23 protein-coding genes are annotated in these 25,418 nt (G+C 62.9%); 7 read left to right on the forward strand and 16 right to left on the reverse strand.

All coding sequences use genetic code 11. The features are described 5' to 3' along the window. Positions 1 to 2 precede the first annotated feature (2 nt). From M8744_RS01860 to M8744_RS01890, 7 genes are all read right to left on the reverse strand, one after another. Complete coding sequence (locus M8744_RS01860) at positions 3 to 1,460, reverse strand: DEAD/DEAH box helicase (RefSeq protein WP_251408514.1); 1,458 nt, start codon at positions 1,458 to 1,460, stop codon at positions 3 to 5. A gap of 171 nt (positions 1,461 to 1,631) precedes the next feature. Then, positions 1,632 to 2,606 (reverse strand): glycosyltransferase family 2 protein, encoded by a 975-nt coding sequence (locus M8744_RS01865; protein WP_251408517.1) that lies wholly within the window; start codon positions 2,604 to 2,606, stop codon positions 1,632 to 1,634. Next, positions 2,603 to 4,360, reverse strand: a complete 1,758-nt coding sequence (locus tag M8744_RS01870) for a glycosyltransferase family 2 protein (RefSeq protein ID WP_251408520.1) — start codon at positions 4,358 to 4,360, stop codon at positions 2,603 to 2,605. Before M8744_RS01870 ends, M8744_RS01865 begins: the two co-directional genes overlap by 4 nt. Before the next feature lie 44 nt (positions 4,361 to 4,404). Further along, positions 4,405 to 4,896, reverse strand: coding sequence for a DUF6869 domain-containing protein (locus M8744_RS01875; RefSeq protein ID WP_251408523.1), 492 nt, complete (start codon positions 4,894 to 4,896; stop codon positions 4,405 to 4,407). 43 nt (positions 4,897 to 4,939) lie between these two features. Beyond that, positions 4,940 to 5,548 (reverse strand): hypothetical protein, encoded by a 609-nt coding sequence (locus M8744_RS01880; RefSeq protein WP_251408525.1) that lies wholly within the window; start codon positions 5,546 to 5,548, stop codon positions 4,940 to 4,942. 4 nt (positions 5,549 to 5,552) lie between these two features. Beyond that, positions 5,553 to 7,160: a peptide chain release factor 3 gene (locus M8744_RS01885; RefSeq protein ID WP_251408528.1), complete on the reverse strand. Its 1,608-nt coding sequence runs from the start codon at positions 7,158 to 7,160 to the stop codon at positions 5,553 to 5,555. A 75-nt stretch (positions 7,161 to 7,235) separates the two neighbouring features. Beyond that, positions 7,236 to 8,432 carry an FAD-binding domain-containing protein gene (locus tag M8744_RS01890; RefSeq protein WP_251408531.1) on the reverse strand — a complete coding sequence of 399 codons (1,197 nt, stop codon included), beginning with the start codon at positions 8,430 to 8,432 and terminating at the stop codon, positions 7,236 to 7,238. A 157-nt stretch (positions 8,433 to 8,589) separates the two neighbouring features. On the opposite strand from M8744_RS01890, the gene M8744_RS01895 reads away from it, so the two are divergent. The 5 genes from M8744_RS01895 to M8744_RS01915 all read left to right on the forward strand — a co-directional run bounded on the left by M8744_RS01895 (position 8,590) and on the right by M8744_RS01915 (position 12,038). Next, positions 8,590 to 9,222 (forward strand): ATP-dependent Clp protease proteolytic subunit, encoded by a 633-nt coding sequence (locus M8744_RS01895; protein ID WP_251408534.1) that lies wholly within the window; start codon positions 8,590 to 8,592, stop codon positions 9,220 to 9,222. A gap of 138 nt (positions 9,223 to 9,360) precedes the next feature. After that, positions 9,361 to 10,626, forward strand: coding sequence for an ATP-dependent Clp protease ATP-binding subunit ClpX (clpX, locus tag M8744_RS01900; protein WP_251408537.1), 1,266 nt, complete (start codon positions 9,361 to 9,363; stop codon positions 10,624 to 10,626). 218 nt (positions 10,627 to 10,844) lie between these two features. Beyond that, a complete protein-coding gene (locus M8744_RS01905) occupies positions 10,845 to 11,228 on the forward strand; it encodes an NADH:ubiquinone oxidoreductase subunit NDUFA12 (RefSeq protein ID WP_251408540.1) in 384 nt (127 codons plus the stop codon). 4 nt (positions 11,229 to 11,232) lie between these two features. Continuing rightward, a complete protein-coding gene (mlaD, locus tag M8744_RS01910; protein WP_251408543.1) occupies positions 11,233 to 11,685 on the forward strand; it encodes an outer membrane lipid asymmetry maintenance protein MlaD in 453 nt (150 codons plus the stop codon). Continuing rightward, on the forward strand, positions 11,682 to 12,038 hold the full coding sequence (locus M8744_RS01915) for a DUF2155 domain-containing protein (protein WP_251408548.1): 357 nt from the start codon (positions 11,682 to 11,684) through the stop codon (positions 12,036 to 12,038). Before mlaD ends, M8744_RS01915 begins: the two co-directional genes overlap by 4 nt. Here the strand turns inward: M8744_RS01915 and aat are convergent. The 3 genes from aat to accB form a co-directional block, all read right to left on the reverse strand. Next, the gene (aat, locus tag M8744_RS01920; protein ID WP_251408551.1) at positions 12,002 to 12,658 is read right to left on the reverse strand and encodes a leucyl/phenylalanyl-tRNA--protein transferase; all 657 of its coding nucleotides are present in this window, start codon (positions 12,656 to 12,658) and stop codon (positions 12,002 to 12,004) included. The genes M8744_RS01915 and aat overlap by 37 nt on opposite strands. Positions 12,659 to 12,747: 89 nt before the next feature. Next, positions 12,748 to 14,097, reverse strand: coding sequence for an acetyl-CoA carboxylase biotin carboxylase subunit (gene accC / locus M8744_RS01925; RefSeq protein ID WP_251408552.1), 1,350 nt, complete (start codon positions 14,095 to 14,097; stop codon positions 12,748 to 12,750). A gap of 7 nt (positions 14,098 to 14,104) precedes the next feature. After that, positions 14,105 to 14,593: an acetyl-CoA carboxylase biotin carboxyl carrier protein gene (gene accB / locus M8744_RS01930; RefSeq protein ID WP_251408553.1), complete on the reverse strand. Its 489-nt coding sequence runs from the start codon at positions 14,591 to 14,593 to the stop codon at positions 14,105 to 14,107. A 311-nt stretch (positions 14,594 to 14,904) separates the two neighbouring features. Here accB and M8744_RS01935 point away from each other — a divergent pair, with 311 nt between their 5' ends. Beyond that, positions 14,905 to 16,440, forward strand: coding sequence for an AMP-binding protein (locus tag M8744_RS01935; protein ID WP_251408554.1), 1,536 nt, complete (start codon positions 14,905 to 14,907; stop codon positions 16,438 to 16,440). A 111-nt stretch (positions 16,441 to 16,551) separates the two neighbouring features. Here M8744_RS01935 and acs read toward each other — a convergent pair whose 3' ends face one another. From acs to M8744_RS01965, 6 genes are all read right to left on the reverse strand, one after another. Then, positions 16,552 to 18,501 carry an acetate--CoA ligase gene (gene acs / locus M8744_RS01940; protein WP_251408557.1) on the reverse strand — a complete coding sequence of 650 codons (1,950 nt, stop codon included), beginning with the start codon at positions 18,499 to 18,501 and terminating at the stop codon, positions 16,552 to 16,554. Between the two features lie 85 nt (positions 18,502 to 18,586). Next, positions 18,587 to 19,342 (reverse strand): ABC transporter ATP-binding protein, encoded by a 756-nt coding sequence (locus M8744_RS01945; protein ID WP_251408560.1) that lies wholly within the window; start codon positions 19,340 to 19,342, stop codon positions 18,587 to 18,589. A 68-nt stretch (positions 19,343 to 19,410) separates the two neighbouring features. Next, positions 19,411 to 20,166: an ABC transporter ATP-binding protein gene (locus M8744_RS01950; protein ID WP_251408563.1), complete on the reverse strand. Its 756-nt coding sequence runs from the start codon at positions 20,164 to 20,166 to the stop codon at positions 19,411 to 19,413. Between the two features lie 10 nt (positions 20,167 to 20,176). Continuing rightward, entirely contained in the window at positions 20,177 to 21,382 is a 1,206-nt protein-coding gene (locus M8744_RS01955; protein ID WP_251408566.1) for a branched-chain amino acid ABC transporter permease, read from the reverse strand. 3 nt (positions 21,383 to 21,385) lie between these two features. Continuing rightward, positions 21,386 to 22,417, reverse strand: a complete 1,032-nt coding sequence (locus tag M8744_RS01960) for a branched-chain amino acid ABC transporter permease (RefSeq protein ID WP_251408569.1) — start codon at positions 22,415 to 22,417, stop codon at positions 21,386 to 21,388. Between the two features lie 106 nt (positions 22,418 to 22,523). Next, positions 22,524 to 23,867: a substrate-binding protein gene (locus M8744_RS01965; RefSeq protein ID WP_251408572.1), complete on the reverse strand. Its 1,344-nt coding sequence runs from the start codon at positions 23,865 to 23,867 to the stop codon at positions 22,524 to 22,526. 226 nt (positions 23,868 to 24,093) lie between these two features. On the opposite strand from M8744_RS01965, the gene M8744_RS01970 reads away from it, so the two are divergent. Continuing rightward, on the forward strand, positions 24,094 to 25,401 hold the full coding sequence (locus tag M8744_RS01970) for a helix-turn-helix transcriptional regulator (protein WP_251408575.1): 1,308 nt from the start codon (positions 24,094 to 24,096) through the stop codon (positions 25,399 to 25,401). Positions 25,402 to 25,418: the final 17 nt, after the last annotated feature.

Consider the following 25,418-nt stretch of genomic DNA (forward strand, 5'->3'; position numbering starts at 1 on the left):
TGTCAGCCCGCGCGGCGTTCGTCGAAACTCAGCGCGATGAAGCTGGGCATGTGATCGCCCATGCCAACGACCTTGTCATCCTTGCCCCGTCCGCCACGGCTGCGGTTCTGGTCGGGCTTGGGGCGGTCGGTCGGTTTCGGGCTGTCATCCGGTTTCGCGGGTTTGTCCGCTTTTTCGGGTGCCGGTGTGTCGGCCTGCACGTCCTTCGGGGCGTCGGCATCGGGTTTTTTTGCGCGGCTGCGTTTCGGCCGCGGTTTCTTTTCATCCCGTGGGGCTTCGGCATCCCGCTTGTTGTCATCGGGCATCGCGTCGCCCAGCGGGTTTTCGATGCGCGGGATTTCCTGTTGCAGCAGCCGTTCGATGGCGTCGAAGGTTTTTTCGTCGCGCGGGGTGCAGATCATCAGGGTGGTGCCCTTCTTGCCTGCGCGGCCCGTGCGGCCGATGCGGTGCACGTAGTCCTCGGCGTGGCTGGGAACGTCGAAATTGAACACGTGGCTGACATCTGGAATGTCCAGCCCGCGCGCGGCCACGTCAGAAGCGACCAGGAACCGCAATGTGCCATCGCGGAACTCGTCAAGCGTGCGCATCCGCTGGCTCTGGTCAAGATCGCCATGGATCGGTGCCGCGTCATAGCCGTGTTTCTTGAGGCTTTTGGCGGTTATATCCACGTCGGTCTTGCGGTTGCAGAAGATGATGGCGTTCTTGCAGCCCGCGCCCTCTGATTCGATCAGCGCGCGCAACACGTGGCGCTTTTCGCTGCCTTCGCGGTCACGGCGTGACGGTTTGAACATCACCACACCCTGCTTGATGTTCTCGCCGGCGGTGGCTTGGCGGGCGACCTCGATCCGCTCGGGGGCGGACAGGAAGGTGTTCGTGATCCGCTCGATCTCTGGTGCCATGGTGGCGCTGAAAAACAGCGTCTGGCGGGTAAAGGGCGTCAGGGAAAAGATGCGTTCGATGTCGGGGATGAACCCCATGTCGAGCATCCTGTCAGCTTCGTCCACTACCATGATCTGCACGCCGGTCAGCAACAGCTTGCCGCGTTCGAAATGGTCGAGCAGGCGGCCCGGGGTGGCGATCAGCACGTCAACGCCGCGGTCGATAAGCTGTTCCTGCTCCTTGAAGCTGACACCGCCGATAAGCAGCGCCTTGGTCAATTTCAGGTGCTTGGTATAGGTATCGAAATTCTCGGCCACCTGGGCGGCAAGCTCGCGCGTGGGGCATAGCACAAGGCTGCGCGGCATGCGCGCGCGCGCCCGGCCCTTGGCCAGCATCGAGATCATCGGCAGCGTAAAGCTGGCCGTCTTGCCGGTGCCGGTCTGGGCAATGCCCAGAACGTCGCGCCCTGCAAGGGCCGGGGGTATGGCGCCTGCCTGAATCGGGGTTGGGGTTTCATAGCCGGCGTCTTCGACGGCTTTTAGGACTTTCGGGTCTAGATTGAGATCGGAAAACTTCGTCATGGGTATCCGTTGGTTACGGACACATCTTGGCCCGTAGCGTCTGATCGGGATCAGGCCCGTCTGGCCCCGCGGTTTTTCGCGTGGTGATCCACTTGGGGCGACTTACCCCAAAGCCGGTGTGCGGTCAATGCGCGTGGGGCCGTTAAGGTGAGACTCGGGTCACTTGGCGGCTTAATCGGGGAAAATCGGGTGGATTGTTTCTTGACAGGCAGCAATCCCGGGAAAGTGCCGCGCGCGTTTTCGGTCAAGCTCAAGCGCGTGACTGCGCAATAGCCCGTGCTCGCGCAGTCGCGCCAACAGATCGGGGCGGGCGGTGCAGACCGCGTCATAGAACTGCCTGATCGCGTCTTCGCCTCCCTCCGTGCGCAGGGTTTGCAGCAGGGCGTGCATGGTCAGGGCGCCTTGCCGGCCCGGTTTCAGCTCGGCCCGGTATGATCCCTTTTCAAGGCGATACTCCAGCGCGGCGCGAAAGGCCGGCCAGCTTTCTGCATGCATGTGCAGCAAGGTGGTATCGGCCAGCGTGGTTTCGCCGGGGTTCATCTTGTCGTGCACCCAGATGTTGTGGATCTGCACCTTCAGCCCGTCGATGCCGGTGCGATAGATCATCTTGCCGGCCACGTGGCTGAGGAAGCCACCATTCAGATGCGCGCCGTAATCGGGCCAGATGGCCGCGGTTTGCCTGTCACGGGTGGGGCGATCGGCGGCGCACGTCTTGAAATGGGTTACAGGGCCTTCGCCTGCCAGCGCCTCGGCCGGGCGGATGCGCGCGCCCATGCAGGTTTCGGGCAGGGCGGCCAATTGATCGGACATCGGGCGGTCGGGCCAGAGGAATTCATCAACGTCGATATGGGCCAGCCAATCGACCTGTCCGATGGCGCGCCCATAGGCGTGGCGGGCGTTTTCGAACTGTCGTGACTGGTGCTTCACGCGCCTTTTCATGCCCAGCTTGCGCCAATAGGCGTCATCGGTCAGCAGGGGGCGGCATTTCGGGTGCGCCTTGAGCGCGTCGAAAGCGGCAGGGTTGTCATCGTCAAGATAGATGAACAAGCGATGCGCCCCGAGATCGAGGTGATGCGCCGCGAAATCCAGCACCGCGCGCGGCGGCGCCTTGATGGTTGCCACGATGCCCCATGTCGGTTGCGTCATGGCCTGGCCCCCGGTAGCGGCCCGAAATGGCGTGCAACCGCTTGATCCAGGTTCAGCGGCCGTTCAACCAACATGCCGCGCGCGCGCAGCTCTTTCACCAGGGTAGGCGATGCGGCGCAGACCTCGTCAAAAAAGGCCCGCAGGCCGGGTTCGCCCTCGGTTTCGACAAGAAAGGCCAGCACGTCGCGCAGCTTGAACCTGTCGGCCTCGGCCTTGCGATAGCTGCCGCGTGTCATGCGAAAGTCGAGATGGCGGCGGAACGTGTCCCAGTCAGGGGCGTGGGCGTGCCCCAGCAGGATCTGTTCGGATCGCAGGCGGTTTTGCACCGGCGCACCCTCGTGCGTCAGCGTGTGCAGCCCAAGGCGCAGGCCCGGGATGCCGGTGCGCGTTATCAGCTTGCCCTCGAGGTGGCTGACGAAACCGCCGCGTAGATGGCTGCCGAACGTGGGGTAGAGATGGGTGAGCGCGGATTTGTCCTGCCCGGCCATGCGCGGCGTCAACTTGAACGCCTCGGGCTGGCTGCCGGCCAACAGCTCGGCCGGTGGAACAAGCAGCGCGGCCTGGTCGGCGGGGACGGCCGCCAGCAGGTCGGGCAGCGGGCCGTCAGGCAGAAGGAACTCATCCACGTCCACATGGGCGAGCCAATCGAGATCGCTGAGATTATAGCATTGCGTTGCAACCCAGACCTGCCGCAATTGGTGCGCCTTCATGCGCGGTTTCTTCTGGCGCGCCCACCATGCGTCATCGCAGGTGATCACCTCGACATCAGGATGTCTTGAAAAGGTTTCTTCCGCCAGAGCGTCGGGTGCATCAAGGTAGATCGTCACCCGTGCCGCGCCCAGTTCCAGGTGGTGCGCGGCAAAACGGGCAATGCGCGCGAGGGGCTCATTGGTGAGCGTGACGGTCCCCCAGCGGATTGACCTTGGGCTGGTTTTCACGCGGGCATGGTCAACCGGAGCGTCGACCGGCGCAGTGTCATTCTGCGCCTTCTGTTTCCTGATGCCATCGTCGGCAAGCTGTTTCTCCCGCCGCGCCCGCATGATGCGCAGACGCCGAAAGATGCCGCCGGGGTCGTGGATAAGCTGGTCGAGCAGATGATGGGCCAGCGGGGCGATTACCGCGTCATCTTGCGCCTCTTGCCACAACCGGCCCAGCAGGTTCACATCAAGCCCGCCGCCGACGATGGCATAGGCGTCCATCTGCATTGGCAGCGTTCGCGAGGATTTCTTTTTGAGGGCAAAGGGCTGGTCCGGCTTGGCGCCGGAATACAGCCGCTCGGTTTCATAGAGTTTCATCATCCCGAACAGCACGGTCAACGACTGGCCCACGCGGCGCTGGGTTTCGGTCTGACCATGATCGCCGAAGGTGGTGACAGCCGAAACGAGCCAGCGCGCATCCAGCCGGGCGAGCAGGTAATCGGCCTCTTCGGCCCAAAGGCGCTGGAACAGGGCCGCGCAATGATCGGGCTGGCCCCGGCGGCGCAGGTTGGCGATCAGCAGACCGTGCAGGCATAAAAGTTCAGGCAAAGAATCAAATTCTTCCGACAAGTCCCTGAATTTACGTGCATAAGAGCTGCGGCTGCCACGCATTTCAGGGGCGCGGCCATCGACGCGGGCAGATTTGAGCGGTGCAAAATCGACGTCGAGCGGCGGCAGCGCCTCGCCGGGTCCATAGACCAGGGGCGCGCGCCGGCCCTCCATCTGGGTCAGGATCGCGGGAAAGCCGCCGGGATAGGTGGGCTGGTCGCTATTCATGCGGCGAAGATGGCCTGACGGGCGAAATTGCGCAAGCGCCCGCGTCAGGCAGGCGGCATCGCGTCGCCCGCGTCAAGCTCAGGGCCGGGGGCACGGGCGGCCTCGACCCTGGCCCAGACCATCGGGTTGACCTGTTCGGGCCAGACGCCCGACAGGGCAAAGCGCATACGGGCCGACCCTTTGGCAAGCGTTTCGATCATGGCAATCACATCGGCGCCGTGCCGCGCAAGCAGGTCTTCCAGCGGGCCGGCGGCGATCATGGCCACGTCATCAGGGGCGGCGGCCTGAGCAACCGCCGCCTGTACCAGCGTCAGCGCGTGTTCGGGGGCGTTTGCGCATAGCGCATCGGTCAAGGCATAGGCCCAGGCCTTCGGATGCGCGCGCAGGCTGGATTCAGACGGGTCGTCATCTGCGGTGTCGCGCAGATAGGCCAGCAAATGCGCGGCCAGCCGATCAACGGGCAGGTCGCCCGGAGGCAGCGTGGATTCGTCCACGCCAAGAAGGTTGGCCACGAGGGGGCGGGGAATACCGGTCATGGTGACAAGGATGACGCGGGTATGCGCGCTGCGCAAGGCGCGATCAGCGGGTGCTGGGATGAAGTTGGGGCGCGTATCCAAGGCGCAGAACGGCAACCAGAGGTGCGGGTGTCAGCACGGTTGTCATGCCTTTCGGCAAGATGAAAGGTGATCCGTAACCATCTAATGTAAAGGGAAAAATACAGTCGCTTACCACGAGGTGCGGTTGATCGTTCACAGCGATGAAGCTGCCAGCGGGCACATCCCGCGCTGCCGCATGGTGGCGCACCTGTTGCCTGTCGCGTGTCACACGCGCCCGATGTAATGCCCGGTCTAGCGCGGCCGCGGTTGCCACCGGCCCATGCGCCTGTTCCCACAGCTTTCGGAAACGGGTGTAATCGGCGCGGCGACATTCGGCGCAGGGGCGATGCCCGGCCGCGAGAGCGACCGCTTCATCCAGGAAAAACAGCTCGGTATAGCGTTTGGGATGCATGATCTGCCTGTGCCGACCCTTGAAGCTCAACACGCAGCAGATCCAGTGCGGGTGGCGCCAGCGCGCCGGGCCCAGCCGCCGCGCGTCATCATGCAGGATGCCCCGATTGCCCATCATCGTGCCGCGGGCCGGGTGCGCCACGATTTGACCAGTTGGCAGCACGCGGTTTTGCAGCGGCATGGCGCTAGACCATCATTTCCTTGGTCGCCGACAGGGTCACATCGGGATAATCCCGTTCGATCCGGTCGATATCCCATTGCAGCCGCGTAAGGTAAACGATGTCGCCATCGTTATCATGCGCGATGTGCTGCTTGTTGGCGGCGATAAACTTGTCCACCGCTTCTTTCGGGCCGTTGACCCAGCGGGCCGAGGTGAATTGCGAGGTTTCAAAACGCACGGGCAGGCCGTATTCCAGCTCGATCCTGCTGGCCAGCACCTCGAATTGCAGCGCGCCGACCACGCCCACCACGAAACCCGCTCCCATGCTGGGCTTGAACACCTTTGCCGCGCCTTCCTCGGCGAATTGCATCAATGCCTTTTCCAGGTGCTTGGCCTTCATCGGGTCGCCGGCGCGGGCCGTTTGCAAAAGTTCGGGCGCAAAGCTGGGGATGCCGGTGACGCGTAGCGCCTCGCCCTCGGTCAGGGTGTCGCCGATGCGCAACTGGCCATGGTTGGGAATCCCGATGATGTCGCCGGCCCAGGCCTCTTCGGCCAGTTCACGATCCGAGGCGAGGAAAAGCACCGGGCTTGACACCGTCATCGGTTTCTTGGTGCGCACGTGGGTCAGTTTCATGCCGCGCTTGAAATGGCCCGAGGCCAGCCGGACAAAAGCCACGCGGTCGCGGTGCTTTGGGTCCATGTTGGCCTGCACCTTGAACACAAAGCCGGAAACCTTTGTTTCCTCGGGGGAAATCTGGCGTGGGATGGCTTGCTGCGGTTGCGGTTCGGGGCCGTATCGGGCGATGCCTTCCATCAATTCCTTGACGCCGAAGGAATTGATGGCCGAGCCGAACCAGATCGGCGTCATATGCCCTTCGAGCACCGATTGCGGGTTGAGTGTTGGCAGCAACGCGCGCGCCATCTCGACCTCTTCGCGCAGTTGCGCAAGCAGGTGGGCGGGTACGTGTTCGGCCAGCTTCGGGTCGTCCAGGCCGTTGATCTTGATGGATTCGGCCACCTTGTTGCGATCGGCGCGGTCCATCAGCTCTAGCCGGTCATGCAGCATGTCGTAGCATCCCAGGAAATCGCGGCCCACGCCGATGGGCCAACTGGCCGGCGTGACATCGATGGCCAGGTTTTCCTGGATCTCGTCGATGATATCGAAGGTATCGCGGCTTTCGCGATCCATCTTGTTGCAGAAGGTCAGGATGGGCAGGTCACGCAGGCGGCAGACCTCGAACAATTTCCGGGTCTGGCTTTCCACGCCCTTGGCGCCGTCGATCACCATGATCGCCGCGTCCACCGCCGTGAGGGTGCGATAGGTGTCTTCGGAAAAATCCGAGTGGCCGGGCGTGTCAACAAGATTGAATCGGAACGTCTTGAAATCAAATGACATTGCAGATGCGGAAACCGAAATGCCGCGGTCCTGCTCCATCTTCATGAAGTCGCTGCGCGTGCGCCGAGCCTCGCCCTTCGCACGCACCTGTCCGGCCATCTGGATGGCGCCGCCGTAAAGCAGGAATTTCTCGGTTAGCGTTGTCTTGCCCGCATCCGGGTGCGAGATGATCGCAAAGGTGCGGCGCCGCGCGATTTCGGGCGGCAGGTCGGGGCGGTTTGGTGCGGCGTCAAGCATGTTCGCGCGTATAGGTAAGCTCTGCGCCCTTTGCAAGAAATCCCGGCGTTGACGGTGATGGCTTGCGGCGCATGCTCATGTCTTTGTCAGCCCGGCGGCGGCCAGCAGGTCAGGGATGGCCTGCTTGAAACGGAAAAACCCGTGCGTGGCATGGGGCCAGGCGCGTGCGTCGTGATCGCGCAGGATGCGGTGCACGGGCTGATCGATCTGCAGCGCATCCAGCATCTCGGCCACCGGGCCGACGGGGGCGTGGGGGGTAACGATCTGCGCGGCGCCGGTATCGGCAGCCCAGGCGCGCAGGGCGGTGGCATCGCCGATCATGGTGATCGGGCCCAGCCGCCCGCTCCACCTAGCCTGCACATCTTGCAAAGCACCGGCGGTAAAGCGATGCACGTTTTCCGACACGTTCAAGGGGCTGCGCGCCGCGCTGGCCTGCACCAACGCGGTGGCCACGGGTTGCAGGCCCCGGTCAAGTAAGTAGCCGGGGCTCAGGTCATCCTCATGAAGGACCAGCGCTGTCGGCGTGTTGAAAGCAGCCCTGTCACTGCCGGGCGCGGGCAGCGGTGCCGGGTGCGGCGCGCTGTCGGGCGCGGGTGCGGCGGATGCCAGGCCCTGCGGATGAAACCGACCGCCGGTGTATTTCGCGATGTTCGCGGGCCGCGCCAGGTAGGTCTTGCCCCTTGTCTGGAGGCCCGCCACCCAGCGCCAGCCCAGCGTGTTCGAGGCCGGATCGCCATCAAGCAGGTAGCGCAGGAAGAAATCAGCCCCCAACTGCCACGGCAGGCGCAGGGTGAAAACCCAGATCGAGGCGAACCACATCCGCGCGTGGTTGTGCAGATAGCCGGTTTGCACCAGCTCTTGCGCCCAGTGATCGAAAGCGTCGATGCCGGTGCGGCCGTGGCAGGCGGTCTCCCATCTCTTGCGCAGGCCGGACTCAACCTGGACCCTGTCCCAGGAACGCATCACCCCGGCGCGATAATCAAGCCATACCGATGGGCGCATTTCCAGCCAGCCCTTCCAATAAGTGCGCCAATAGACCTCGGCGATGAATTTTTCTGCACCCCGCACCGAATGACGGGCCAGAACGGCTTGTAGAACCTCGTGTTCGGTCAGAAGGCGATTGCGTATATAGGGTGACAGGCCGGACACGTTTTCGTGACGTCCGGCCCCGTGATCGAAGTTGCGCAGCCTGGCGTAATCGGCCCCTGCGCGGGGCACGAAGGCGTTCAGTTTTTCAAGCGCGGCGGTGCGCGTGGCGGGAAATTCGGTCATGCTGCTCTTGCCTTGTAACGACAGCGGCGCAGCTAGGTCATCGTCGGGGGCGGGCAACAACGTCGCCGCCCCTTGCAGCCCCTTGGGCGCATCACTAAGACTCGGTTAGGAACTGACGACTAACCATCGGCGATACACCTTTAGCAGGCAGGCGGAAATGAAAGACCCATTTGAAACATACATGAACACCCTCGTTCCCATGGTGGTTGAGCAGACCAGCCGGGGCGAGCGGGCCTATGATATCTTTTCCCGGCTGCTGAAAGAGCGGATCATTTTCGTCAACGGCCCCGTGCATGACGGCATGAGCAGCCTGATCGTGGCGCAGTTGCTGCACCTCGAGGCCGAGAACCCCTCCAAGGAAATCTCGATGTATATCAACAGCCCCGGCGGCGTTGTGACCAGCGGGTTGTCGATCTACGACACGATGCAATACATCAAGCCCAAGGTCAGCACGCTGGTGATCGGGCAGGCGGCGTCGATGGGGTCGCTTTTGCTGACGGCAGGCGAAAAGGGCATGCGCTTTTCGCTGCCCAACAGCCGTATCATGGTGCACCAGCCCTCGGGCGGCTACCAGGGTCAGGCGACCGACATCATGATTCATGCCGAGGAGACGCTGAAACTGAAGCGTCGGCTGAACGAGATCTACGTAAAGCACACCGGCCAAACCCTTGAAAAGGTCGAGGCCGCGCTGGAACGTGACAATTTCATGAGCCCCGAAGACGCCAAGGAATGGGGCCTGATCGACGAGATAGTGGAAAGCCGCGCCAAGGGCGACGGGGACGAAGCGTAACACCTGAACGCCGCGCAAGCGCGTTGCGCGGCAAAAATTTTCGCATTGTCGGCGCGGGTCCGCTGCTTTACGCTTTGGACAGAATACAGCATCGGCCCCGACCCAAGCCGATGCAGGACGAGGCCTGAAAGGGACGATATGGCAACGAATTCCGGCAGCGACAGCAAGAACACGCTCTATTGCAGCTTTTGCGGCAAGAGCCAGCACGAGGTGCGCAAGCTGATCGCGGGTCCGACGGTGTTCATCTGCGACGAGTGCGTCGAGCTGTGCATGGACATCATCCGCGAGGAAACCAAGAGCGCGGGGCTAAAGGCCACCGACGGCGTGCCGACGCCCAAGGATATCTGCGATGTGCTGGACGATTACGTGATCGGCCAGGCCATGGCCAAGCGCGTTTTGTCTGTCGCGGTGCATAACCACTACAAGCGTTTGAACCACGCGGCGAAATCCAGCGATATAGAGCTGTCCAAGTCGAACATCTTGCTGATCGGCCCGACCGGCTGCGGCAAGACGTTGCTGGCGCAGACGCTGGCGCGCATCCTGGACGTGCCGTTTACCATGGCCGACGCAACCACGCTGACCGAAGCGGGGTATGTCGGCGAGGATGTGGAAAACATCATCCTCAAGCTGTTGCAGGCCAGCGAATACAACGTCGAACGCGCGCAGCGCGGCATCGTCTATATCGACGAGGTCGACAAGATCACGCGCAAGTCCGAGAATCCCTCGATCACCCGAGACGTGTCGGGCGAGGGGGTGCAGCAGGCGCTATTGAAATTGATGGAAGGCACCGTTGCCTCTGTCCCGCCGCAGGGGGGGCGCAAGCATCCTCAGCAGGAATTCCTCCAGGTGGACACGACCAACATCCTTTTCATCTGCGGCGGCGCCTTCGCAGGGCTTGACCGCATCATTGCGCAGCGCGGCAAGGGCAGCGCAATGGGCTTTGGCGCCGATGTGCGCGACGTTGATGAACGCAACGTGGGCGAGGTGTTCCAGGATCTGGAACCCGAAGACCTGCTGAAATTCGGCCTGATCCCTGAATTCGTCGGCCGTCTGCCTGTTCTGGCAACGCTCGAAGACCTGGACGAGGATGCGCTGGTCACCATTCTGACCCAGCCCAAGAATGCCCTGGTCAAGCAATACCAGCGGTTGTTCGAACTGGAAGACGTTGAATTGACCTTTACCGATGATGCGCTGAAGGCCATCGCCAAACGGGCCATCGCGCGCAAGACCGGTGCGCGCGGGCTGCGCTCGATCCTTGAGGATATCCTGCTGGATACCATGTTCGACCTGCCCAGCCTGGAAGACGTGCAAGAGGTCGTGGTCAATGACGAGGCGGTAACATCCGAAGCCAAACCGCTGTTGATCTATTCGGACAAGAAGAAAGAGGGCGCGACCGCGGGGTAAGGCTGCCCGCGTCCTGTCATCACAAAGGGGCCTTCGGGCCCCTTTTTCATGGTTCCCCGGAGCGGGTTTCAAAACCGTCCCAACGGGCCGACCGTCAGGGGGTGAACAGGGATCGGGCCGGGGAAATGCCGCCCACGGGCGGGCGACCAGCCCGGTTTCGCACTGGACGTTTGCGCCCCGATACGCCATATCGGGGGCAGTATCTTTCGGAGGCAAAGATGAGCATTGGCGACTTCCTCAAGCGTGTCTTCATCTGGTGGGACGGCCAGACGCTTGGCACGCAGCTGTTTACCTGGCGCTACGGCGAAAAGGTTGGCGAAGATGAGCAGGGCAACATCTTTTATCGCTCGCATGACGGCAAGCGCCGCTGGGTGATCTATAACGGCGAGGTCGAGGCCAGCCGCGTCAGCCCCGATTGGCATGGCTGGCTGCACCATACCTTTGATGCGCCGCCCACGGACAAGCCGTTCCGGCACAGGTCGTGGGAAAAGCCGCACCAGGAAAACCTGACCGGCACTCCGCTGGCCTATGCCCCTGCCGGCTCGATTCGCCGCGTCGAACCAGTGGAGCGCCGCGATTACGAGGCGTGGAGCCCGGAATAAGCGCATGTCGCATTCTAAAGCGGAAATACTTGTGGGTGGCGCGGTTTTGGCGGCTGCGATCGGGTTCGTGGTTTATACCGGCGAAAGCACCGGATTCACCAACGCGGGCGCGGGCTATCCGTTGACGGCTTCGTTTCGCTCGGTCGAGGGGGTCAATGTCGGCACCGATGTGCGCCTGGCCGGGGTCAAGATCGGCACGGTCACGGGTATCGACCTGAACCCGCAAACCTTTCGCGCCGACACCACGTTCACCGTCGCGCAGGACGTTGAAATCCCCGACGACAGCGCGGTGATCGTGTCGTCCGAGGGGCTGCTGGGCGGCAATTTCATCGAGATCATGCCCGGCGGCTCGTTGTTCCCGCTGGAGCCGGGGGCAGAGATCGAAGATACTCAAAGCTCGGTCAGCCTGGTCACGCTGCTGCTGAAATACGTGTCGGGCGGCGGAGACGAGGAATGAGCCGGCTGGCGCTTGCCGCCGCTCTGATCCTGGGCGCTGGCGCGGGCTGGGCCGAGCCGACCAACCGGGGCACCGGGGCGGTTTTGCGCGTTCTCGACAAGCTGTCAGGCGACGTGCGCGATGTCGAACTGGACAATGGCGGCGGCGCACCCGTTGGGCGGTTGCTTCTGGAACTGGGCGAGTGTCGTTACCCCGAGGAGAACCCGGCAGGCGATGCCTATGCCTATGTCATGGTGCGCGACACCGAGGCCGAGACGGTGTTCTCGGGTTGGATGATCGCCTCGTCCCCGGCACTGAGCGCGCTGGATCATCCGCGCTATGATGTCTGGGTGATCCGCTGCAAGACGGCCTGAGGGTCGCGATCGACCTCATGCGCGGTGATATCGGCGTCGCCCTCCAATGCCTCGGCCAGGCGTGCGCGGTATTCGGCCCGTGTTATTTCGACACCCCCCAGAGAGGCCAGATGCGCCGTAAGGAATTGCGTGTCGAACAGGGCGAAACCACAGCGCCGCAAGTGGTCGACCAGGTACAACAGCGCGATTTTCGAGGCATCCCGCCTGCGTGAAAACATGCTTTCGCCAAAGAACGCGCGCCCCAGCGTGACGCCGTAGACCCCGCCGATCAGTCGCTGGCCGCTGGCATCCCACAACTCCAGCGAATGGGCGTGCCCCAGGTCGAACAGCGACAGGTAAAGCGTTCTTATACGGTCGGAAATCCAGGTTTCTTCGCGGTCGGCGCAGCCATCGACGACACCGGCGAAATCACGGTTCAGGCTGACCTGGTAATCCTTGCGGCGCACCGCGCGGCGCAGGCTGCGCGCAGCCTTGAACCCATCGAGCGGCATTATCCCGCGCCGGCGGGGATCGACCCAGAAAAGGTTGGGGTCGTCGCGGGTTTCCGCCATGGGAAACACGCCCGCCGCATAGGCATGCAACAGAAGGTCGGGTGTGATGTCGGGGTCGTCGCGCGGCATGATCGCAATGTGCCGCATGGCGCGGCGAATGGCGAGGAGCGATTTCGACGCGGGCCGCCGGCGGCGGCCCGCTGCATCTTTCGTGGGCGCTATGCCTGCAAATTGGTTTCCAGCCAGCGTTCCAGCCAGTGGATGTTGTAATTTCCCGACTGGATGTCAGGCTCTTGCAGCAGCGCATGAAACAGGGGCACCGTGGTATCCACCCCATCCACGATCAATTCGCCCAGGGCGCGGTTCAGCCGTGCCAGCGCCTCGGGCCGGTCGCGGCCATGCACGATGAGTTTCCCGATCAGGCTGTCGTAATAGGGCGGGATGGAATAGCCGTCATAAAGCGCCGAATCCATGCGCACGCCCAGTCCGCCCGGCGCGTGGTACTGGGTGATCCTGCCGGGGCAGGGCGCGAAGTTCGGCAGCTTCTCGGCGTTGATGCGCACCTCGATGGCGTGACCGTTGATCGACAGGTCGTCCTGGCCGAATGACATTGGCAGCCCTTCGGCCACGCGGATCTGTTCACGCACCAGGTCGACGCCGAAAATCGCCTCGGTCACCGGGTGTTCGACCTGCAGGCGGGTGTTCATCTCGATAAAGTAGAATTCGCCATCCTCGTACAGGAACTCGATCGTGCCGGCGCCGCGATAGCCCATGGTGGCCACGGCATCGGCGCAGATCTTGCCGATACGCGCGCGTTCCTCGGGGCTGATCGAGGGGCCGGGCGCCTCTTCGAACACCTTCTGGTGGCGCCGCTGAAGCGAGCAGTCACGCTCGCCCAGATGTATGCCAACGCCCTTGCCATCGCCAAAGACCTGCAATTCGATATGGCGCGGTTTTTGAAGGTATTTCTCGATGTAGACCTCGTCATTGCCAAAGGCCGCCTTGGCCTCGGAACGGGCGGTCTGGAACGCGCGCTCCATCTCGGCGTCGGAGCGGGCGACCTGCATGCCGCGCCCGCCGCCGCCGGCGGTGGCCTTGATGATGACGGGATACCCGAAATCGGCGCCGATCTGCTTGGCCGCAGCAAGGTCGGGCACGCCGCCTTCAGAGCCGGGCACAACCGGAATGCCCAGGTTCCTGGCAGTTTCCTTGGCGGTGATCTTGTCGCCCATGATGCGGATGTGCTCGGCCGAGGGGCCGATGAAGGTCAGGCCATGATCTTCGACGATCTGCACGAAGTTGGCGTTTTCCGACAGGAACCCATAGCCGGGGTGAATGGCCTGCGCGCCTGTCACCTCGCAGGCCGAGATGATCGCGGGGATCGACAGGTAGCTTTCGGTGCTTGAAGGCGGGCCGATACAGACGGATTCGTCGGCCATGCGCACATGCATCGCGTCGGAATCGGCGGTGGAATGCACCGCGACCGACTGGATGCCCATTTCGCGGCAGGCGCGGATCACCCGCAAGGCGATTTCGCCGCGGTTGGCAATCAGGATCTTGTCGAACATATGCGCCTCACTCGATGATCATCAGGGGGGCGCCGTATTCGACCGCGCCGCCATCCTCGACGAGGATGCGCTTGACCGTGCCGGCACGCGGGGCGGGGATGTGGTTCATCGTTTTCATGGCTTCGATGATCAGCAACGTGTCGCCTTCGGCCACCTTGTCGCCGACGCCGGCAAAAGCAGGCGCGCCCGGTTCGGGCTGCAGGTAGACGGTGCCCACCATGGGCGAAGTCACGGCGCCGGGGTGGCTGGCCGGGTCGGCCATGGCGCTGTCTGCGGCCGGGGCCGGGGCAGACGGTGCAGCAGGCGCAGCCGCGGCAAGGGGCGCGGGGGCCGCAGGCTGTGCCACGACGGTGCCGCCGCGGCTGACGCGGACATTCAGGCTGTCATTCTCGCTGTATTCGCGCATCACCTCGAGCTCGGTCAGGTCGTTGTCGCGCAACAGCTCGGCCAGCGCCTGGATAAAGCTGACATCGGCCTCGTGGGTTTTCTTGTTCATTTCGTGTCCTCGCCGGTTACTGGTCTGCGCGGGAGCATCGTCTGTGCCGCCCTTTGCCTGCGCCGCTTATAGGCTATCGCTGACCTGACGAAAAGCGGCGCGTTTAACGGAATCTGGCGGTTTTTCCGCTGAATTGCGAGGGGCAGGCGGTGCATGACGCGGCTTTTCGCGCATCCGTGCCCGCGCCTGGAAAGTTTCGTAACGGCGCGTCCGGGGTTTCTTGGCGTTAATTACCCGCCCGTGCCCGGATGGCGATTGATCGCGGCGCGGCGGGGTGGTTTTCTGACACCAGAACGAGGGGGATACCGCAAATGAATATCGGACTGTGGCTGGAACGCAGTGCAACGCGCTGGCCCACGCGGCCCGCGCTTTACCTGGGCACCGATCTGGTGGCCGATTACGCGGGCTTTGACGCGGGCGCGCGGGCCTTGGCCGGTTGGCTGGCCGCGCAAGGCGTGGCCCCCGGCGACCGGGTGGCGATTTTCATGAAAAACACGCCCGACTACCTGATCGTGCAATACGGCGCGTGGTATGCCGGTGCCGTGGTGGTGCCGATCAATGCCAAGCTGCACGGGCGCGAGGCGGCGTGGATCATGGAAGACAGTCGTACCAAGCTGGCATTCGCCACGCCCGCGCTGGCCGAGGCCCTGAAGGAGGCGGGCAGCGCTGCCCGGGTGATCGACACCACGGGCGCGGAATTTGCCCACGCGCGTGGCCATGCGCCCATCGCGACCGTGGCGGAACGGGCGGCGGATGATCTGGTTTGGCTGTTTTATACCTCGGGCACGACGGGACGGCCCAAGGGGGTGATGATCACCAACCGGATGCTGATAAACATGGCGCTCGATTACCAGGTCGATGTCGACCGCGTGACAGGAGCGGACACCGCGCTTTATGCCGCGCCCTTGTCGCACGGGGCGGGCATATACAACCTGATGCATGTCCAGATGGGCGCGCGCCATGTCTGCCCGGTGTCGGCCGGGTTCGAACCCGACGAGATTTTCGACCTCGCCCGCTATTTCGAACGGGTGCACATGTTCGCCGCGCCCACAATGGTCAAGCGCATGACGCTGGCGGCCCAGAAAAGTGGTGAGACGGGCAGGGGCCTGCGCACCATCGTCTACGGGGGCGGGCCGATGTACGTGGCCGATATCGTTGAGGCGGCCGACGTGTTCGGCCCCATCTTCGTCCAGATCTATGGCCAGGGTGAATGCCCGATGGCGATCAGCGCACTGAGCCGCGAAGAGGTGGCCGACCGCAGCCACCCGCGCTGGCGCGCGCGGTTGGGCTCGGTCGGGCGGGCGCAAGCCTCGGTCATGGTCAAGATCGGGGATGAAACCGGCCAGGAGCTGCAACGCGGGCAGGCTGGCGAGATCATGGTGCGCGGCGATACGGTGATGCCGGGCTATTGGCAAAACGCCGAAGCGACCGAGAAAACGCTGGTGGATGGCTGGCTGTGCACGGGGGACGTAGGGTTCATGGATGACGAGGGATACGTCACCATGCAGGACCGCTCGAAAGACATGATCATCTCGGGCGGCACCAACATTTACCCGCGCGAAGTGGAAGAGGCGCTGCTGATCCATGACAGCGTGCAAGAAGTGGCCGTGGTCGGCCAGCCCGATGTCGAGTGGGGCGAACTGGTGGTGGCCTTTGTCGTGCCTGCTGCCGGGCACGGCGTGGACCACGCTGTTCTGGATGCGCATTGCCTTGCGCGGATTGCCCGGTTCAAGCGCCCGAAATCGTATGTCGAGGTGTCGGAACTGCCCAAGAACAACTATGGCAAGGTTCTGAAGACCGAGCTGCGCAAACGTCTGGCAGCAGAGGCAGACGCCAAGACCGGCTGACCGCAAGCGCCCCCATCGGGTCGGAAACAAGGGACGGCGGGCCCGCGATCGTAAAGAAAAGCCCCCGACGGCACGGGTGCCGACGGGGGCTTTCTTGTGGCTTGCTGGCGTTCAGCCGCGGTTCATGCGGTTCTCGATCAACTCGTCGACCACGCTAGGATCGGCCAGTGTCGACGTGTCGCCAAGGCTGCCATAATCGTTCTCGGCGATCTTGCGCAGGATGCGGCGCATGATCTTGCCCGAGCGTGTTTTGGGCAGGCCCGGTGCCCACTGGATCAGGTCGGGCTTGGCGATGGGGCCGATCTCGTGACGAACCCATTCCGACAGTTCCTTGCGCAGCGCGTCGGTCGGTTCTTCGCCGGTCATCAGGGTGACATAGGCATAGATGCCCTGACCCTTGATGTCATGCGGATAGCCCACCACGGCCGCCTCGGCCACCTTGGCATGGGCCACCAGCGCCGATTCCACCTCGGCCGTGCCCATGCGGTGGCCCGACACGTTGATCACGTCATCGACGCGGCCGGTAATCCAGTAATAGCCGTCGGCATCGCGGCGGCAGCCATCACCGGAAAAGTAATAGCCCTTGTATTGCTGGAAATATGTCGACTGGAACCTGTCGTGATCGCCCCAGACGGTGCGCATCTGGCCGGGCCAGCTGTCTTTCAGGGCCAACACGCCCTCGGCCACGGTTTCGGTGATCTCCTTGCCGGATTCGGGTTCCAGCACCACCGGCTGCACCCCGAAAAACGGAAGGGTGGCCGAGCCGGGTTTGGTTGCCGTGGCGCCGGGCAGAGGGGTGATCAGGTGGCCGCCGGTTTCGGTCTGCCACCAGGTGTCGACGATCGGGCAATTGCCCTTGCCCACCACCTCGTTGTACCAGTTCCACGCCTCGGGGTTGATCGGCTCACCGACTGTGCCCAGAACCTTGAGATCGGACAGGTCGTACCGGGTGACGAAATCATTGCCCTGGCCCATCAAGGCGCGGATGGCGGTGGGGGCGGTGTAGAACTGGTTGACCTTGTGCTTTTCGCATACCGCCCAGAACCGGCCCGCATCGGGATAGGTGGGAACGCCTTCGAACATCAGCGTGGTCGCGCCATTGGCCAGAGGGCCATAGATGATATAGCTGTGCCCCGTCACCCAGCCCACATCGGCCGTGCACCAGAAGATGTCGCCATCGTGATAATCGAAGGTGTATTGATGCGTCATCGCGGCATAGACAAGATAGCCGCCCGATGTATGCACAACGCCCTTGGGCTGCCCGGTGCTGCCGCTGGTATAAAGGATGAACAGCGGATCCTCGGCGCCCATTTCTTCGGGCGGGCAATCGGCGCTGACCTTCTCGGCCTCTTCATGCCACCAGAAATCAAGGTCGCGGCGCCAGGCGATCTGGTCGCCGGTGCGGCGCACGACCAGGCATTTCACATCGGTCGTGTCATGCAAAAGCGCCTGGTTGACGTTGTCTTTCAGCTTGGTCTGCCGGCCTCCGCGTGGGGCGGTGTCGGCGGTAATGACCAGCTTGGCGTCGCAGCCATTGACCCGCGCGCCCAGGGCATCGGGCGAAAACCCGGCGAAGACGATGGAATGGATCGCGCCGATGCGCGCGCAGGCCAGCATGGCATAGGCGGCCTCGGGGATCATCGGAAGATAGATTACCACCCTGTCGCCCTTGCCGACACCCAGCGATTTCAGCACGTTGGCCATGCGGCCGACCTGTTCGTGCAATTCGCGGTAGGTGATGTGCAGGGCGTCATCATTCGGGTCGTCCGGTTCCCAGATGATGGCGGTCTGATCAGCGCGGGTTTCCAGGTGGCGGTCGATGCAGTTGGCGGCCACGTTCAGCGTGCCGTCCTCGAACCATTTGATCGAGACCTCCCCGAAGTTGAAATTCACGTCCTTGACCTTGGAAAAGGGCTTGATCCAGTCGATGCGCTTTCCGTGCTCGGCCCAGAACGCTTCGGGGTTGTCGATCGACGTTTTGTACATCTCGGCATATCCGGCCGCATCGACATGCGCCTTGGCCGCGAAATCCGCCGAGGGAGGATAGGTTTTGTCAGACATGTTTCGACTTGTGTCCCTTATCTTTATCAAGTGAGTTCAGGCGCCCACCCGGCAGGCCGTGGTATCGGGCGGGCCGGACGGGCCATCAGATGGCCAGGTATTCTTCGCGCAGCTCCTTGTTTTCCAACACTTCGCCGGCCGCTCCGTCGAACACGACGGTGCCGGTATCGAGGATAACCGATCTGTCGGCCAGTTCCAGCGCGCGCACCGCGTTTTGTTCGACGATCACGGTCGTGATCCCCTGTTCCTTGATCAGGCGCAAGGTCTTTTCGATCTCGTCCACGATAACGGGTGCCAGACCCTCATACGGTTCGTCAAGCAGCAGCACCTTGATGTCGCGCGCCAGCGCGCGCGCGATGGACAGCATCTGCTGTTCACCGCCCGACAGCGTCACGCCCTCTTGATTGCGGCGTTCGCCAAGGCGCGGGAAGAGTTCATACAAGCGCTCGAGCGACCAGCCGATGGGCGGGGCGATCTGGGCCAGTTTCAAGTTCTCTTCAACCGTCAAGCCGGCAATGATCCGGCGGTCTTCGGGCACCAGCCCGATGCCCAGTTGCGCGGCCTGGTGGCTGTTTTTCAGGTGCAGCGGCTGGTGATCCAGCCAGACCTCGCCATGGGTGATCTGCGGATCATCGAGCCGCGCAATCGCGCGCAAGGTCGATGTCTTGCCCGCGCCGTTGCGGCCCAAAAGGGCCAGGATCTCGCCCTCGTGCACGTTGAAATTGACGCCCTGCACGATGTAGCTTTCGCCGTAATAGGCGTGGATGTCCCACACCGATAGAAAGGCGGGCGCGGTTTCGGCATAGTTCTTGCCCTTGGAAAAGTCGGGTTTGACGTTCATCTGTTTATCCTTTCTCACTCAACTTGTCCGAAAACCGGCTCCCACTTTCCGGGTTGAGTGATCCCTCCTTATGCGCTTTCGCCCAGGTACGCTTCGCGCACCTTGGGGTTGCCCTTGATGTTTTCCGGCGCGTCCTCGACCAGCGGCGTGCCTTGCGCCAGAACGGTGATCCGGTCGGCCAAGCTGAACACAACATGCATGTCATGTTCGATGATGCACATGGTGATGTCGCGCTTTTCCTTGATCTCGCGCAGCAGGTCGATGGTGTTGTTGGTGTCCGCGCGCGCCATGCCGGCGGTGGGTTCGTCAAGCAGCAGCAAGCTGGGTTCCTGCACCAGGCACATGGCCATTTCCAGCCGCCGCTTGTCGCCGCGTGACAGGCTGGCGGCGTGCATGTCTCGCTTTTCGGCCATGTTCACGTCTTCCAGCATGGTCATCGCCATGTCCATGATCTCGTGTTCGCTTTGGACGGATTCGATGGCGTGCATTCTGAATGCACCGTCGCGCCTGGCAAAGCAGGGGATCATGACGTTTTCCAGCACCGACAGATCGCCGAATATCTCGGGCGTCTGGAACACGCGGGAAATGCCCATCTGGTTGATTTCATAGGGCTTGCGCCCCAGCACGGACTGGCCTTTGAACATCACCGACCCGGTGTCGGGGATCAGCTTGCCCACCAGGCAGTTCAGCAGCGTGGACTTGCCCGCGCCATTCGGCCCGATGATGGCGTGCACCTTGTTTTCTTGCACGCTCAGGTTCACGTCGCCCAGGGCCTGCAGACCGCCGAAGCGCTTGTTGACGCCTTTGACTTCAAGGATACCCATTGGTCCCCCCTTATTCCGCAGGTTGCTTGGCCTTGGACGCGTCATCGCCCTTGGCCTGTTTCTTGCGACGAAACAGCCGCGCGATACGCTGACCGCCCTCGACCAGGCCACCGGGCAAGAAGATCACCACGAGCATGAAGATGATCCCCAGCGTCAGGTGCCAGCCCTTGCCGATGAACGGATAGACGATCGCAACCATGAAATCCTCAAGCCCGTCGGGCAGGAAGGCGAACCAGCTGTGCAGGATGTCGGAATTGATCTTGGAAATGATGTTCTCCATGTACTTGATCATGCCCGCGCCCAGAACCGGCCCGATAAGCGTGCCCGCGCCGCCCAGGATCGTCATCAGAACGACCTCGCCGCTTGCTGTCCAGAACATCCGTTCGGCGCCCGCCAACGGGTCCATCGATGCCATGAGCCCCCCGGCCAGCCCTGCATACATGCCCGAGATGACAAAGGCCGCCAGCGTGTAGGGCCGCGCGTTGAGGCCGGTATAGTTCACCCGCTGCTGGTTCGATTTCACCGCGCGCAGCATCATGCCGAATGGCGAGCGAAAGATGCGTATCGCGAGGTAGAACGAGATCAGCATCACGATGGCCGAGAAATAGTAGCCGACGTTGAAGGTGAAAACCCAACTGCCCAGCTCCAGCTTCGCGGTGTCGCGCATTTCCATGCCGAAAAGGCCGGGCACCGGGATATTGCCGCTCGCAGATGTCGCGGTGTCGAGCACGCGTGGGTCGTCCGGCGCCAGTTGCAACCCAGTTTCACCACCGGTGATCGGCGTCAGCACCGAATAGGCCAGCGCGAACATCATCTGCGCGAAGGCCAGCGTCAGGATCGAAAAGTAGATCCCCGACCGGCGCAGGCTGATAAAGCCGATCAGCAGCGCGAAAAGCCCAGACATGACGACCGCCAGCAAGATGGCGGGGATAACGTTCATGCTCAGCAGCTTGAACATCCAGACCGCCGCGTAAGAACCGATGCCCAGGAACGCCGCGTGTCCGAAGGAGAGATAGCCCGTCAGGCCGAACAGGATGTTGAAGCCGATGGCAAAGATCCCGAATATCACGAAACGTTGCATCAGGTCGGGATAGCCTGCGTTGAATTGCGCCATGGCCGAGCCCTCGGGAAAGGGGTTCAGCAGGAACGGCGCAAGCATCGTCAGGCAGGCGACGAGCAGCACGAGGGTTGTGTCTTTTTTACCAAGACCAAGCATGGCTCACTCCTCCATCACGCCCTTGCGGCCCATCAGGCCGCGCGGACGCGTCAGCAGAATAATGATGGCGACCAGATAGATGATGATCTGGTTGATGCCGGGAAGGATGTTGATGACCTCTTTCATCGAGGCAAAGCTTTCCAGGATGCCCAGAAGAAACCCGGCCAGCACCGCGCCGGGCAGGCTACCCATTCCGCCGACCACAACCACGACAAAGCTGAGCACGAGGAAATCCATCCCCATGTGATAGTTGGGCGAATTGATGGGCGCGTACATCACGCCGGCAAGCCCGGCCACCGCTGCCGCCAGGCCGAACATCATGGTAAACCGCTTGTCGATATTGATGCCCAGCAGCCCCACGGTTTCACGATCGGCCATGCCCGCGCGCACCACCATGCCGAAGGTGGTGAATTGCAAAAATGCAAAGACGGCGCCGATGATGACGGCAGCAAAGGCGAAATAGACAAGGCGCCAATAGGGGTAAATGATCGTGTTGGCGTCAAAACCGATGACGGCGCCGAAATCGAACGACCCCTTGAAGGCCGCCGGTGCTGGCGTCGGGATCGGATTGGCACCGTAATAATACTTGATGATTTCCTGCAAGACGATGGCCAGGCCGAATGTCACCAGGATCTGGTCGGCATGTGGACGCTTGTAGAAATGCTTGATCAGGCCGCGTTCCATGATCACGCCGACGGCGATCATCACGGGTATGGCGAAGAGAATGGAAAGTGGCACCGCCCAATCGATGATAGCCGCCCCCATTTCCGGCCCGAAGATGTCGTGCGCATAGGGCACCTTCACCTCGAGCGGACGCCCCAGAAAGTCTTTTTGCGTCTCGTCGACATAGGTGCGCGATATGCTCAGGATGCGGCTGAGCGTGACCGCGCAGAAGGCGCCGATCATGAACAGCGCGCCATGGGCGAAGTTCACCACGCCCAGCGTGCCGAAGATCAGTGTAAGCCCCAGCGCAATAAGCGCGTAGGCCGAGCCCTTGTCGAGCCCGTTCAGGATTTGCAGGATAATTGCGTCCATTGTCCCACCCTTTGATGCAGGCGTGTGGAAAGGTCGGTCGAAATTCGGCGGTCAGCCGCGACGGGAAGCGAAAGCGGGGCGGGCGCTTGGCCCACCCCGCGCGGCGTCAGGCGCCGTTGTTGCACGACCCAAGCGCACCGCCCGCGAATTGCGGGTGATCGGGGGCATATGTCACCTGTTCGACCGGGGTCACCTCGACGATTTCCAGAAGGTCGAATTCGTTGTCGGGGTTTTCCTTGCCCTTCACAACCAGCACGTCCTTGAAGCACTGGTGGTCTTCGGCGCGATAGAGCGTCTTGCCGTTGCCCAACCCGTCGAATTCGAAGCCTTCCAACGCCTCGGCGACCGCGCAGGGCGCGAAGGAGCCCGCGCGCTCGACCGCGTCGGCATAAAGCAACGTCTGCACGTAGCAGGTATGCGCCGCCTGGCTGGGCGGGAAGCCGTACTTGGTGCCAAAGGACTGCACGAAAGCTTTCGATGCTTCATCCTGCAGCGACCAGTGCCAGTTGGTCGATCCGAAGATGCCTTTCACGTTCTCGCCCGCGCCGCGGGCCATCAGGCGCGAATAAAGAGGCACGATGATCTGGAAATCCTTGCCGTTCACCTGCTTGTCGCGCAGTCCGAATTGCACTGCGTTGGTCAGCGAGTTGACCATGTTGCCGCCATAGTGGTTGAGAACCAGCGTGTCGGCCCCTGACTGCAGGACCGGGGCGATGTAGCTGCTGAAATCGGTCTGCGTGAGCGGTGTTTTGACCGCAGCCACCGTTTCCCAGCCCATCGCTTCGGTCGAGGCGCGGATCGCTTCCTCGGTGGTATAGCCCCAGTTGTAGTCGGCGGTCAGGTGATAGGCCTTGCGGTCGGTTCCGTAGGCACTGGCCAGCACCGGCGCCAATGCCGCACCGGACATGTAGCTGTTGAAGAAGTGGCGGAAACCGTTGGCGCGCTTGTCCTTGCCCGTGGTGTCGTTGGAATGTGTCAAGCCGGCCATGAAGATCACGCCCGCCTCCTGGCAGAGCGCCTGCACCGCCACGGCCACGCCGGAGGACGAGCCGCCGGTGATCATGATGGCGCCGTCTTTTTCGATCATCGACTTGGCCGATGCCCGCGCGGCGTCGGACTTGGTCTGGGTGTCGCCGGTAACATATTCCACCTTCTTGCTCAGGATGCCGTTGCCCTGGAGTGCCTTGGAGCTGAAGGTGTTCATCATGCCGCCGTCGCCGCCACCGTTCAGGTGCTCGACCGCCAGTTCGTAGGCGCGCAGTTCATCGGCGCCCTCGTCGGCATAGGGGCCGGTCTGGGGCACGTTGAAGCCCAGCGTCACGGTCGAGCCGGTGGGCGCATTTGTAAAGCCGCTGTCCTGGGCCGACAGGTAGGTGGGCAGCGCCAGGCCGGCGCCGGCCACGGCGCCGGTTTTCAGCACGCCACGGCGCGTCAGATTGATCTTGGACATTTCATCCTCCCGTTTCGTGAATTGCGGGGTTGCCTCCTCCAGACGTGCCCGCATGCACTATTGTGCAAATACATTATCGGGTCAGGTCAGAAAACTTCGCAACAACTGCTTGTGGCGAAACATTTTTTTTGTAAAAAATTGCACAAGGAATCTGTGTAGATTGTAAATTAATTATTTCGCGCTGCAGAAAACCGTTGATTTCGCGCGATAAAGAAGGAGCTTGGGGATGCCGCAACGTCAATTGACGGGCACGCGTATTCGCGAAAGACGCTTGCGGGCGGGGCTGCGCCAGGCCGAACTGGCCGGTCGGGTGGGAATATCGTCCTCGTATCTCAACCTGATCGAGCACAACAAGCGCAGAATCGGCGGCAAGGTTCTGATCGCCATCGCGCAAGAGCTGGATGTCGAACCCGCCCAATTGACCGAAGGAGCCGAGGCCGCGCTGATCGCAACCCTGCGCGAAGCGCGCGCGACCCATACCGGCGCGGGCGCCGAAACCGAGCAGGCCGAGGAGCTTGCCGGGCGCTTTCCGGGCTGGGCCGAGGTGCTGGCGCGCAGCCATCGCCGGGTGGCCACGCTGGAGCGCACCGTCGAAACCCTGACAGACCGGCTTACCCATGACCCGCACCTTGCCGCCGCCTTGCACGAGGTGCTGTCTACCGTAACGTCGATCCGCTCGACCGCGGCGATCCTGGCCGATACCCGCGAAATCGAGCCCGAGTGGCGCGACCGTTTTCAACGCAACATGAACGAAGACGCCGCCCGGCTGGCCGACCGGGTGCAGGCGCTTGTCACCTTTCTCGACCGCGAGGGGGAAAGCACCGAGGCCGCCGCTCCACAGGAGGAGCTGGACACATGGCTTGCCGATCTGGGCTGGCATCTGCCCGCGCTGGAAGCGGACACGCCAGAGGCCGCAGACGCGCTGCGTGAACAGGCCGACGCGTTGTCATCGGCGCCCGCGCGCGCGCAGGCCAGGGCCTGGCTCGACCGCTATGCCGACGAGGCCGCGCAGCTGCCAGGCGGGGCCTTGCAACGCTGGTGCGCCGACAATGCGCCCGATCCGGGCAAGGTTGCGCGTGCCTTCGGCGTGTCGTTGCCCGTGGCGATGCGCCGGCTGGCCAGCCTGCCGGCGGATGGCCCGACGGGCGCGCTGGGCATGGTCAGTTGCGATGCCTCTGGCACGCTGACCTTTCGCAAGCCGGTCGACGGGTTCACGGTGCCGCGCTTTGGTTCGGCTTGCCCGCTCTGGCCGCTGTTCTCGGCGCTCAGCCAGCCGATGGTGCCGCTGCGCACCGTGGTGGAGCAACCGGGCCGCGATACGGTCAGGTATCTTTGCTACGCGGTCGCGCTGCCGCAGGGCGAGGTCGAGTTCGGCGTGCCACCTGTTCTGGAGGCGCATATGCTGATCGTACCGCGCCCGCCCGGGGCCGAGCGCGATGGCCCTGCCCGCGCGGTGGGCGCAAGCTGCCGTATCTGCCCGCGCACCGACTGTGGGGCGCGGCGCGAGCCCTCGATCCTTGCGGATGGGTTTTGACTTGCGCCGGCGCTTCG

The sequence above is a fragment of the Lutimaribacter degradans genome (assembly GCF_023703375.1).
GTDB classification, from domain to species: Bacteria; Pseudomonadota; Alphaproteobacteria; order Rhodobacterales; family Rhodobacteraceae; genus Lutimaribacter; species Lutimaribacter degradans.